General features: G+C 69.1%; 11 protein-coding genes. 8 read left to right on the top strand and 3 right to left on the bottom strand.

What is annotated here, in order from left to right; genetic code table 11:
* Positions 1-9: 9 nt before the first annotated feature.
* From OZ403_RS37390 to OZ403_RS37365, 6 genes are all read left to right on the top strand, one after another.
* A complete protein-coding gene (locus tag OZ403_RS37390; RefSeq protein WP_090493634.1) occupies positions 10-273 on the top strand; it encodes a TraR/DksA family transcriptional regulator in 264 nt (87 codons plus the stop codon).
* Positions 274-393: 120 nt separating this feature from the next.
* A complete protein-coding gene (locus tag OZ403_RS37385; RefSeq protein ID WP_171410092.1) occupies positions 394-615 on the top strand; it encodes a hypothetical protein in 222 nt (73 codons plus the stop codon).
* Positions 612-1,607, top strand: a complete 996-nt coding sequence (gene map, locus OZ403_RS37380) for a type I methionyl aminopeptidase (protein WP_140795948.1) — start codon at positions 612-614, stop codon at positions 1,605-1,607. Before OZ403_RS37385 ends, map begins: the two co-directional genes overlap by 4 nt.
* A gap of 199 nt (positions 1,608-1,806) precedes the next feature.
* Positions 1,807-2,712, top strand: a complete 906-nt coding sequence (locus tag OZ403_RS37375; protein ID WP_418766666.1) for a transcriptional regulator — start codon at positions 1,807-1,809, stop codon at positions 2,710-2,712.
* Entirely contained in the window at positions 2,709-5,774 is a 3,066-nt protein-coding gene (locus OZ403_RS37370; protein WP_268782996.1) for a serine/threonine-protein kinase, read from the top strand. Before OZ403_RS37375 ends, OZ403_RS37370 begins: the two co-directional genes overlap by 4 nt.
* A gap of 85 nt (positions 5,775-5,859) precedes the next feature.
* Positions 5,860-6,471, top strand: a complete 612-nt coding sequence (locus OZ403_RS37365) for a hypothetical protein (RefSeq protein WP_140795946.1) — start codon at positions 5,860-5,862, stop codon at positions 6,469-6,471.
* Between the two features lie 102 nt (positions 6,472-6,573).
* Here OZ403_RS37365 and OZ403_RS37360 read toward each other — a convergent pair whose 3' ends face one another.
* Positions 6,574-7,290, bottom strand: coding sequence for a class I SAM-dependent methyltransferase (locus OZ403_RS37360; protein ID WP_140877877.1), 717 nt, complete (start codon positions 7,288-7,290; stop codon positions 6,574-6,576).
* A 307-nt stretch (positions 7,291-7,597) separates the two neighbouring features.
* A complete protein-coding gene (locus OZ403_RS37355; RefSeq protein WP_140795943.1) occupies positions 7,598-8,446 on the bottom strand; it encodes a helix-turn-helix domain-containing protein in 849 nt (282 codons plus the stop codon).
* 84 nt (positions 8,447-8,530) lie between these two features.
* Between OZ403_RS37355 and OZ403_RS37350 the strand changes: the two genes are divergently transcribed.
* Both OZ403_RS37350 and OZ403_RS37345 read left to right on the top strand, forming a co-directional pair.
* Positions 8,531-9,520, top strand: a complete 990-nt coding sequence (locus tag OZ403_RS37350) for a TolB family protein (protein WP_268782995.1) — start codon at positions 8,531-8,533, stop codon at positions 9,518-9,520.
* Between the two features lie 124 nt (positions 9,521-9,644).
* The gene (locus tag OZ403_RS37345) at positions 9,645-10,946 is read left to right on the top strand and encodes a hypothetical protein (protein WP_268782994.1); all 1,302 of its coding nucleotides are present in this window, start codon (positions 9,645-9,647) and stop codon (positions 10,944-10,946) included.
* A gap of 31 nt (positions 10,947-10,977) precedes the next feature.
* Here OZ403_RS37345 and OZ403_RS37340 read toward each other — a convergent pair whose 3' ends face one another.
* Positions 10,978-11,781 carry a hypothetical protein gene (locus OZ403_RS37340; RefSeq protein ID WP_268782993.1) on the bottom strand — a complete coding sequence of 268 codons (804 nt, stop codon included), beginning with the start codon at positions 11,779-11,781 and terminating at the stop codon, positions 10,978-10,980.
* Position 11,782: the final 1 nt, after the last annotated feature.

Genomic DNA, 11,782 nt, shown 5'->3' with positions numbered 1-11,782 from the left:
GAGACGAACATGGAGCTGCTGGCTCGGGAGGCCCAGGAAGCATTGCGGCAACGCAGCCACCGGCTGCGCGCTCGGGCCTCGTTGGGGGTGGGGGGCTTGTCCTTCACCCAGGCGGAGGAGCAGGAGCTGCGGGACATCGAAGAGGCGCTGACGCGCATCGCTCATGGTGAGTTCGGCCGGTGCGCGCGCTGCGGCGGGGCCATTGGCCGGCACCGGCTGCGCGCTGTTCCAGAGGCCCGGCACTGCCTGACGTGTGCCGCCCTGGCGCGCTGAAGGCCCGCTCCCTGCCCGGGCGGGCGGCGTCGCCTGGCGAGCAGTGCCGCCGTCCCGTCTGGGAAAGAAGCCGTGCATGGGTGCATGTCTAGGGGTATAGACACGCCCGAAATGTGTCCCATGGTGAAGACCGAAGACCTGATTGACGCTCAGGCGGTGGCTGGGTTGCTGCGCCTGCGCCACGCCAACAGCGTCAGCACCTACCTGCGCCGCTATCCCGACATGCCCCGGCCCGTCCTGGACCTGGGCACGGGGCGGCCCCGGCTTTGGCTTCGTCCCCAGGTGGTGCGCTGGATGCGCGCCCGTAAGCCCGAGCAGCTCCGCGCTGGAGGTGAGTCATGACTACCGCTGTTCCCCGTACCCCGCCCGCCGTGCTTCCGGGCCCCAACGACACCTGCTGGTGTGGCAGTGGCACCAAGTACAAGAAGTGCCACCGCGGCGCGGATGCCGCCGAGGCGCGCAAGAGGGGCCCGGACGTGCTTCGCAAGGGTATCCGCCCGGGCGTCATCAGCCCGCGCCGCGAGGTGCCGCTCCACATCCCCCGTCCGGACTACGCGCTGACGGGCCGTCCGTCGCGCAAGGACGCGGGCTCCGACATCAAGACGCCGGACGTCATCGCCCGCATGCGCAAGGCGTGCAAGGCCGCCGCCGAGGTGCTCCAGGAGGTGTCCTCGCACGTGCGTCCGGGCATCACCACGGACGAACTGGATGCGATTACCCACGAGGCCTACATCAAGCGGGGCGGCTACCCGAGCACGCTGAACTACCACCGCTATCCGAAGTCGCTCTGCACGTCCGTCAACGAGGTCATCTGCCACGGCATCCCGGACAGCCGGCCGCTGGAGGATGGCGACATCGTCAACCTGGACGTCACCATCTTCCTGGATGGCGTGCACGGTGACTGCTCGGCGACGGTCTTCGTGGGCAACGTGGACGAGGAGAGCCAGCGGTTGGTGCGGGTGACGCGCGAGTGTCTGGACCTGGGCATCGCCGCGGTGAAGCCGGGCCGGCCCATCAGCGATATCGGCCGGGCCATTGAAACGCATGCCACGCAGCACGGCATGAGCGTGGTGCGCGCGTACTGTGGCCACGGCATCGGCGAGACGTTCCACACCGCGCTCCAGATTCCGCACTACTACGAGCCCGAATCCGACACCGTCATGCAGCCCGGCATGATTTTCACCGTCGAGCCGATGATCAACCTGGGGGGCTGGGGGCACCGCACCTGGGATGACGAGTGGACCGCCGTCACCGCCGACGGCACCCGCAGCGCCCAGTTCGAGCACACCCTGCTCGTCACCGAGCAGGGCGCCGAAATCCTCACCGTGGCGTGAGTCCGTGGACGCGCCCGGCCGGACTCCTCCGGCCGTGCGCTCCGGCTCCCCGGCGGTCGCTGTCAGGGGCGTAGCCCGTCGGGTGAGAGCGGCCCCGCGCAGGCGCGCGCCGCTCGAGGACCGGGAGCCCGCTCAGGCATTCGTGCTAGAGATTCCGGGGAGGGGGATGTGGCCTCATCGCCACGGAAATCACCATCTCATGCGTACGGACAGCGCTCTTCCCGAGGAGATTCTCGAGACGGTTCTTCGTTCGATGGACACCGCCGCCGCGGGCCGCTTGCGCTCCGCGCCGGAGGTGCCGCGGGCGCTCGCCCTGGCCCTGCGTGAGGCGGCCTCCCTTCAGTGCGCGGCGCCCGAGCCCCTGGTGTTCGCGCGGCACCTGGGGGCACGGCTCTCCGAGGCGGAGGACCCCGTCGTCGCGCTGGAACGTTTGCACGCAAGGGACCTTGCCCTTGCGCTCGCCTGCGCTCAAGGGACGCCGGGGGCGGCGGACCTCTTCGAAGCGCAGGTCCTGCGCAAGCTGCATGGCTCGCTCGCACGGCTTCATTCCTCGCCCACGTTCGTGGATGAAGTGCTTCAGGCGCTCCGGGGAAATCTGCTGATGCCTCGGCCCGACTCGCCGCCCCGGCTCCTTGGCTATGCGGGCGTGGGGTCGTTGTTGCACTGGGTCAACATCTCCGCGGTGCGCCTCGCGCTCCGGATGCGAAAGGCCCAGGGGCAGGAGGCACGGGTGGACGCGGAGATGCTGGCCGCGGACCCCGCGCAAGGCGGGCTGGAGCTGGGGCTGGTTCGCGAGGAGGCCCGCTCGCACGTGCGCGCCGCCTTCGTCCAGGCGGTGGCCTCCCTGGATGACGAGGACCGGGAGTTGCTTCGTCTCCACTTCGTCGAGCATCTGTCGCTGGCTCGCATGGGGGAACTCTACGGCGTGCACAAGTCCACCCTGTCCCGGCGGCTGTCCGGGGTGAAGGCGCTGCTGGAGACGCGCACGCACCAGGGGCTGACGGAGCGGCTGTCGCTCTCCCAGGAGGAACTGGACAGCATGATGCGGGCCGTTCATGGCCGCCTCGACGTGAGCCTGTCCGGACTCCTGGCGGCGAAGGAATGAGCTGCCCGGACGAGAACGACCTCGCGCGTCACCTGGAAGGCCAGCTCTCCTCCGAGCGTGAGCAACAGGTGCGTGCCCACGTCGCCGGCTGTGCCGAGTGCCGGAGCGTGCTCGCCGCGTTGAGCCCGAATGAGGCGCGGACCTCCTTCGCGGGCGTGGGGCCGCTCGCCACGGGCACGCGGGTGGGGCGCTACGTGGTGCTGGGGCTGCTAGGCGAGGGCGGCATGGGCCGGGTTCATGTCGCGTATGACCCCGAGCTGGACCGCAAGGTGGCGCTGAAGCTGCTCAAGCCGGAGCGTTTCCATGAGGACTCACTGGCCCTGGCGCGGCAACGTCTGGAGCGCGAGGCCCGCACCATGGCGAAGCTGTCCCACCCGCACATCGCCAGCCTTCATGACGTGGGCGAGTACCAGGGGCAGCTCTTCCTGGTGATGGAGTTCCTGGAGGGCGGCACGCTGCGGCGCTGGCTGGCGGAGCAACCGCGCCCGCTCCGGGAGGTGCTCGAGCGCTTCCGGCAGGCGGCGGATGGACTCGCCGCGTCGCATGCGCTGGGCATCGTCCACCGGGACTTCAAGCCGGACAATGTCTTGCTGACGAAGGGGGGCCTCGTCCGCATCACTGACTTCGGCCTGGCCAATGCGACCCTGGTGCCCGGAGCGGCGGCTCCCGGCGCGGTGACTTCGGCGTCCCTCACCGTCACGGGGACCTTGCTGGGCACGCTGGCCTACGGCGCGCCCGAACAACTCCGCGGCGAGCACGGTGACGCCCGTTCGGACCAGTTCTCCTTCTGTGTCGCGCTATACGAAGCGCTCAACGGCCAGCGTCCCTTCGAGGGAAATACGCGTGAGGCCTTGCTGGAGCAGGTGGCGCGGAATGCCGTGCGGCCGGAACGCGCCGGTGTCCCCGCGTGGCTGCGGGCCGTCGTCCGGCGCGGGCTCTCCGCCGACCCCGCGGAGCGGTTCTCCTCCATGGAGGCGCTGCGTGCGCAGTTGTCCCGGGACCCCGTGGCGCGCAGGCGCACGGTCGCCCTGGTGATGCTGGGCGCAGTCCTGACGTGGCTGACTGTTTTCGGGTTGCTGTCCAGGCAGCCGCCTCAAGCGCTGTGTCAGGGCAGTGAGCGGCACTTCGCGGGCGTCTGGGATGCGCAGATGCGGGAGTCCACCCGGCGGGCCTTCCTGGCCACGAGCGCCCCGGACGCGGAAGCGTCCTTCTCCGCGGTGGCGGCGGCGCTGGACCGCTGGAAGCTGGACTGGACGCGCGAGCACCAGGAGGCCTGCGAGGCCACGCGGGTCTGGGGCGAGCAGCCAGACCAGGTCCTGGGCCTGCGCATGGCCTGCCTCGACGAGCGGCTGGAGGAGGTGACCCGCGTGGTGGCGGCGCTCCAGAAGGCGGATGCCCGCACCGTGGCGCGCGGCTTCGGCCTGGGGGGCTCGCTGGCGAGCCTGCGGCGCTGCTCGGACGTGAGGACGTTGATGGAGGCCGTGGCGCCTCCGGAGGACCCGGCCGTGCTGTTGGAGGTAACGGCGGTCCGGGCGGAGCTGGCCCGGGCGAACGCGGGGCTGTTCGCGGGTCATACGCCGGAGGCGTTGAAGGTGGCGCTGGCGGCACGGGAGCGGGCCGTACGCACGCGCTACCGCCCGCTGGAGGCGGAGGCCCACCTGCTGTGCGCCACGCTCCAGGAAGACGCCAGTGCGTTCGAGGATGCGCGAGCCTCGCTGGTCCAGGCCGGCCTCGCCGCGGAGGCGGGGCGCCATCATGCCGTGCTGGCCCGGGTGCTCTATGCCCAGGCGTGGTTGAGTGGCCATGACCTGGGACGGACACAGGAGGCCTGGGCCTATCTGAACCGCGCTCAGGCGGTGGCTGAGCCGCTGCGCGACTCCGAGTTCGACGCGCTGCTGAACTATGTCCGCGCCGAGTTGTTCGAGCAGGAGGGACGTTTCTCCGAGGCGGAGCCACTGCTGCGCGAGGCGCTGGACCGTGTCACGGCGAAGGGCGTCTCCCATGCCGCTGCCCGCGCGGAGCTCAATGGACGTCTGGGCCTGCTGGCCCGTCATCAGGGCCGGCTCCTGGAAGCGAAGCGCTGGCAGGAAGAGGCGCTGCGGCTTCAGGAGGCCTTGCATGGCCCCGACCACCGCGACACAGCCCGGGCCCTGGTGAACCTGGGTGGCACGCTGGCCCACGCGGGGGAGCTGGCCCGCGCGGAGGCCGTCGTGCAGCGGGCGCTGGCCAGCCTCCGCCGCAGCCTGGGCGAGGAACACCTCGTGGTGGCGCGCACGTTGTCCAACCTGGCCGTCATCTATTTCGAGTGGGGGCGGGGGCCGGAGGCGCTGCGCGCGGCGGAGCAGAGCCTCGCGGTCGCTCGCAAGAGCGTGCCGCCGGAAGGCGCGGACGCGGTGCTCATGGGCATGACGTCGAACCGGACGGGGGTGCTGGGTGAGCTGGGCGCGCGCGAGGCTGAGCTGGAGCAGGCCCGGCGCAGCCTGGCCCACCGTGAGCGCGTGTACGGCGCCACGCATCCGGAGGTCGCGCTGGACCTGCACGAGGTGGGGCGGCTGTTGCGATTGCTGGGGCGCGCGAAGGAGGCTCGGGGCTTCCATGCGCGCGGCGTCGCGCTCCAGGAATCGTTGCTGGCGCGAGGTGAGCTGGAGGGGGAGGGGTTGCGCTGGCTCGCGGATGCTCTGCTGTTCCTGGGGCGCGTCGAGGAGGCTCGGGGCCACGCGGAGCGGGCGCTCGCGAGGCTGGAGCGGGACTGGGGGCCGGTGGCGCCGGAGCGCATCAAGGCGTTGGTGCTGCTGGGCGACGTCCATCTGGCGAGGCGCGCGCCAGCGGAGGCGGCGGCGCCCTTGAGGACGGCGCTGGCGGCGCTCGCGAGCGAACAGGTGGCGTCCGCGCGGGTTCCCCTGGCGCGGCGGCGGCTCGCCCAGGCTTTGCGTTTGTCCGGGGCGTCTGACGAGGCGTGTCAGGAGGCGCGCAGGGCGTGGCTGGAGTGGGAGCCCTGGCGCAAGGCCTACCCCGGTGAAGTCGCCGAGGCTCGCGCCGAAAAGGACCGCTGTCCGCGCTAGCCGTCCGATTTCGACGCAACGATGGCTCCCGGGATGTCTCTTTGTGGGGGGCAAATCCCCATGAACCTTTTTCCGGGAAGTTCCGATGAAGAACCTGACGCGTGCGTTGGTGCTGTCGCTCTCACTCCTCGCTGTGGCGTGTGGTGACTCCAAGGAAGACGACAAGGACGGTGAGGGAGGAGGAGGCGGCGGAGGAGGCGGCGGCAACGCACTCCAGTGCTCCGCGGTGGGGTGGTGCACGACGTGGAGCGCGGACACCAACGAGGTGACGAACGCACCGCCTCTGACGGGGGGCAACCTCCGGGAGGGTACCTACCGGGTCGAGCAGGGCATCGGCTACGACGCGGCGATGGTCCTCCGTGGCAACTCCGTCATCCTGCTGGGGGGGAGCTGGAACAACTACCTGGGCACCTGGAAGGTGAGCAACGGGAAGCTGGAGCTGACCCGGGCCTCCTCATGCGACGACTACAGCGAGGGGCCGTTGGACAACCTCGTCACCGAGGTCCATGCCTTCGCGGTTCGGGGCGACGAGCTCTTCACCCAGGACCAGGACGACTCGCGGGGGACCATCCTCCGTTGGAAGCGGGTGAATGACCTGTGTGAGGAGAGCGCCTCGTTCAAGTGTCGGGGGAGCGTCTGCTCCTGTGCCACGACGACGAACAAGCCCATGACGGGGCAGCAGAGCTGCGCCGGGTGAGCGCCGGGGCTCAATCTCATGAGCTCCTCCTCCGTGGCGTGAGTCCGTGGACGCGCGCGGCCGGACTCCTCCGGCTGCGCGCTCCGGGCTCGGCGGTCGCTCTCAGGGCGCGTATCGCGCCAGGAACACCTTGAACTGAAGCGATACGAAGATCGGCTTCGGCGCGACCAGTCCTGCATTGGCGAGCATCGCGAACAGGGCGGCATCGGATTCGATGGGCCGCAGCGTCATGAAGCGCTCGCGCCGGCGCTCCAGTTCCTCCCGTGGGGTGCCATAGGCCCGCCATCGCCGGAGCTCCACGTTCAACAGCTCGGGGTCCATGCCGATGCGGCAGCCCACGACGAGAGGGGCTCCGGGCTTGAGCCGACGGGCGACTTCCCGGAGCAAATCGAGGCGGGCTGCTTCACCCTCCACGTGGTGGAGGACGCCCATCATCTGCGCGCCATCAAAGGGGGGGCCGGACGGGAGCGTGTGGAGCTCGCCGTGGTGCAGGTGCGTGCGCGAGAGGAGGCCCTCCGCCTCCAGGCGCTTTTGCGCGACGCCGAGCATGGCGTCGGAGGGGTCCACGCCCGTGAACCGCCAGCCGGGGACGTCGAAGCGGGTGTAGGGCATCAACTCCGCACCCGTGCCCACTCCCACGAAGAGCAGCGAGGCCGCGTCCTGGCCGTCGAGCTGGGCCGTCAGCGTGCTGACGCCGAGTTCATACAGGGCCTGGGTGCCGGCGAGCGCGACGGATGCCTGGGCGTCGTAGTGAGCGGCGCGGTCCGCGCCAAATCCTGGAACGATGTGGTGGGCCGGATGGTGGTGGTCGTGAGCCATGAGAGGTCCTCGGAAAGTCGTAGTGGGCTACGAGAATGCGTTCCGGCTCGGGTGAATGGGAGGGCGGGGATTCAGGTGGGATCGGCGGAAGCGCAGGTCCGTCCCACGGCTGCTATCCAGGCGAGTGAGGGCGGCGGCGCGTTATTCTGGCGCGCGCTCCGTCGGCTCGAAGGGGAGTTCGCGGCGAACGGCGCCACCCTATGGCGCTTCGAGTTCCCGCACCGTGCGGTATCCCGCCTTGGCGATGCCCTGAGGCAGTGACTCAGGTGTTCGATGGCGGAAACGCGAGCACCGCGGACCGCGGCGGTCAGGCGTGCTTGAGCGCGCGAGCGCGGTAGGCACGAGGCGAGAGACCGAACGCTCGCGTGAAGCTCGTCGTGAAGTGGGACAGGTCCCCGAAGCCAGCTTCCAGGGCGACGTCGGTGATTCGCGCACGGCTGCCGCGCAGCACCGAGGCCGCCACGCCAAGCCGCGTGGCGATGACGAGCTGGCGGGGCGTCTGCCCTGTCACTGCTCGGAACATGCGCAGGAAGTGAAAGCTCGTGAGCCCCGCGACGTTCGCGAGCGTGTCCAGCGAGCAGTCCTCCATGAACTTTGATTCGAGATACCGCAGGACCCGGGCCACTCTGCGCGCCTGAAGGTCGGAGACCTCCACCCGTGTCTCCATCGGGTTGCTTCCCAGCGTCACCCCCGCGTCCACCACCGCCAGGGCCGCCTCTTGCAGGTCCTCCACCTGGCCACTCTCGAGCGCTTGTCGCGCCAGGAGGACGGCGTTCACCGACGTGAGCGACGCCGGAGCGCAGACGCGCGCGAAGGGGCGCGTTCCTCGCGAGGAGCGTCCCAGCGAGCGGAGGGCATCGTCCAGCAGCGCGTCGGAGCACTCGATGACGAGCGACCGGTCTCCTCCATCATCGACGTGCCGGAACTCATAGGGCGCCGACCGGTTCCCGAGCAGCAGCGCGCCCGGCCCCACCACCGCGGCCCCCTCGGGGCTTCGGACATGGAACACGCCGGACAGCACGACACTGATGCAGACCCGAGCGTGCTCGCCGCCGAAGATGGGGCTGCGGGTGCCTGCTCGACAGACACAGTCACTGATGTCGAAGGCATCGCCCGCGCTGAGCGCGTGATAGCCGGGAGCCCGCTCGGGAAGCACCGCAACATTCCCAAAGTTTCGCCTCATGGGCCGATGCTATCCCGACCGCCGTGGTGCTGAAGCAATGTCCAGGAGGAGCCGTACATGGCGGGGATGTCGTCGATGCGAGGCGTGCTCTTGATGATGACGTTCTGGGAGCTGGGTTGTGGCGCACACGGTGGACGGCCCGCGGAGGCGCTGGAGCATCACGGGGGCACCTGCGCGCCCGAACTCTACGGCGCGGGGCTCTTCACCACCGGGGCCTGGGACTTCTTCATGGCCTTCTCTCCAGACCAGCGCCGTGTGCTCTTTGGAAGGGCAGATGACCGTTTCCAACAATATACGCTCTACGAAACGCAGTTGACCGAAGAAGGGCACTGGTCCCGTCCGGTGCTCCCGCGCTTCGCCACCGAGTGGAGCAACGCGGACCCACACCTCTCGCCCGACGGGCGCACGGTGTACTTCATCTCGAACCGTCCCGAGCCTGGGGAGCAAGGCCCCCGAAGCTCGTATGACATCTGGGCCGCGTCGCTGGACGCCGACGGAGCATGGGAGGACGCGCGACGCCTTCCGGCCCCCGTCAACGACAAGCACCGCGACGAGTGGTCACCGGCCGTGGCCGCCAATGGCAATCTCTACTTCGGGGGTGAGCGAGACGGCACACTGGGTGGCAGCGACCTCTGGGTCTCCCGCTGGGTCGACGGCGCCTACCAGCCGCCAGAAAATCTGGGTCCCGCCATCAACTCGTCGGTCCATGAACTCGAGCCGTGGATTGCGCCTGATGAGAGCTACCTCATCTTCAGTGCACTGCGGCGGGAAGACGGCCTGGGCGGATACGACTTGTTCCTCAGCCGCAAGGTGGATGGCGCATGGACGCCTGCACGCCGGCTCTGCGAGGGCATCAACACGGCCGCGAGCGACTACAACCACAGCGTCTCCCCCGACGGAAAATGGCTCTACTTCAGCAGTACGCGCCCCTTCACGGGCGACGTGGGGGCGCGCTTCGATGCGCCACGAGACGACAGCGCCGTCCAGGGCATTGGCCGCGGCACGGGGGACATGTACCGCATCCCCATGAGTGCGCTGGGGCTGTGAACCCGGCAGCGGAGGAGGTCTCCGTCGCGAGACGGAGCACGTCCTGGCCGGTTGCGCGCGCGGCTCGGGCTGTTGAGGCAGTGCTTCCGTTGACCCCCGTCAGTCCCATGCGAGAGGCTGGCGTATGTCCAACTGGAAGCGCCTACAGGAACTCAACGGCGGCGACGCCATCTGGTACTCGGAGCCTCAGCTCGATGTGAAGGACGAGGTCTGGCTCTACTCGGCGGGAGGCGAGCTGCGAGTCTGGAGCGCGGGGACTCTCTACAGGCCGGAGCCCAAGGCACTGAAGGTCACCGCGCCTGTGTCGGAGCGCTTCACCCTGTTCAAGCTGCTGTCCTTGCTCTTCGTCGACGTGGAGGTGCGTGGAGCGAAAGCCGTGGTTCGCCGTGGCACCTTGAACGGCGCCCACCTCGTCTCCCTCATCGACGCGTCAGACGTCGAGGCCCTGGTGGCGCGCTACCGGAAGCTGGGCTTCCGCGATGGCACGCCCTGGAACGCGAACCGGAAGCGCATCACGGTGCGCGAGTATCGCAAGGGTGCCTCGACCCAATGGGTCATCTGGGTCGATGGGAATCGGACCGTCGAGAACTACCGCAAAGAGACGGTCGCCGACAGCCGCGAGGCCGCCATCCAGCGGGCGGAGAAGCGTATCCGCGCTCAGGAGAAGGCTGGCTTCGTCCTGCGCAACGTGGAGCTCCGAGACGCTGACCACCCCAACCCCGAGCCCGTGGCTCCGAAGGGCGCACCGAAGAAGCCCGCAGCTCCCAAGGCTCCCTCCTTCGCGAAGCCGCAGGATGCATTCGCGGCGGTCGACACCGCCATCGTCATGCTCAAGGACCTCCACGAGCGCTATCCCACGGCGCACTTCGTCGCGGAGCACCTCGACGTGAAGAAGGAGCCCAAGCGCATGGACTCGCTCGACCAACAGCTGTCCCTCTTCAAGCGCGTCTACAAGCACCGCATCGGGCGGTGGAAGGGCGTAAAGGCGCTCAAGCCCAGGAAGACAGAGTCGAGCTGGGATTACTTCCTGCGCGTGTACGGCTCCATCACCTGGATTGTGGACAACGCGGTCGACAATGGCCTGCCCACGTTCCCGTGCGGAAACGTCTCGGGCGGGGGCTGGAGCTGCCTGGAGATCGCCGACGACGTCTATGACCTCGACGGGCTCGTCGAGGCGACTGGAAACGCGGAGCTGGAGCGCCTCACCGTGTTCCACGGCGGCTGGCACACCGGCAGGTCCTTTGCCTTTGACCTGCGCACGAAGTCCCCGACGGGCGAACACGCCGTGGTCGGCTTCGATGAACGCATCCAGACGCTCCCCAGGATGACGAAGCCCGAGCGCATCCAGCCCTTCGGGTTCTGGCTCCACAAGCGCGTGACGCAGTTGACGCGCATCGTGGAGGGCAACCTGCGCGAAGTGCTCTGAGTGCGCTGGCGAGGAGGGGCCGGCCTGGGGCTCACCCCTCCTTCACCCAGGCGCGGAGCTTCGGGCACGCAATGGTCGTGGCGAGCGACTCTTCCATGCTGAGCTCATAAATCGAGATGGCGCCTGGCACGTCGTGGCCCGCGATGTCTCCGACCGCCTGCATGGCCGTGCCGATGCGTGGGTCGACGCGCGCGCCGTGCTCGGCGAGGAAGCGTTTGATGGTGGCGCGCCACTCCACGCCTGCCTGAGGCTGCTGGGTGACTTTCAATGCGGAAAGGGCCTTGCAGAAGTCGCCGTAGAATTCACGCAACCGGGTGGCTGCCGCCGTCCGTTCCGCCTCCGTGGTCCGGAACCGCGCCCACAGTTCCACCTGCACCCGCTCGTCATGGTTCCCTGGAAAGGTCGGGAAGGACCAGGTCTTCACCTTTTCTTCCACGCAGCCTGTGTCGAGGAACATCGACCGCACGCCCCATGCCTCCGTCTGCCTTTCTTCGTTCTGCACCTTGCCGTCTGGCGCCAAGGTGAAGCGCACCCGGATGCGATCATCCGTGTCGGGTCCGGCCTTCCAGGGAACGAACTCAAACGAATGAGGGGCCTTGTCCTTCCCGCGCTGGATGGAGACCAGACGCATGCAGGACGCGAGCGTCTGGCGTTGGCTGTCGAAGGCGCGTCGCACGGCATCAGGTGACAGGCCCGGCGAGGTCTCCACCCGTTCCGCCGGGGAGACCTCCGCAGCCTGGGCGGTGAGGAGCGAAGACACGAGCGTGAGGACCGAGGCGAGGCGGCGACAGTCAGGGAGGCTGGGCATGGCGCGGACGATAGCAAGGCCGGGCATG

Origin of the sequence: Myxococcus sp. NMCA1 (assembly GCF_026810205.1) — a bacterium.
GTDB lineage: Bacteria > Myxococcota > Myxococcia > Myxococcales > Myxococcaceae > Myxococcus > Myxococcus xanthus_A.
The sequence above is the reverse complement of the archived record's forward strand: the minus strand, read 5'-3'. Positions and strand labels throughout refer to the sequence as shown.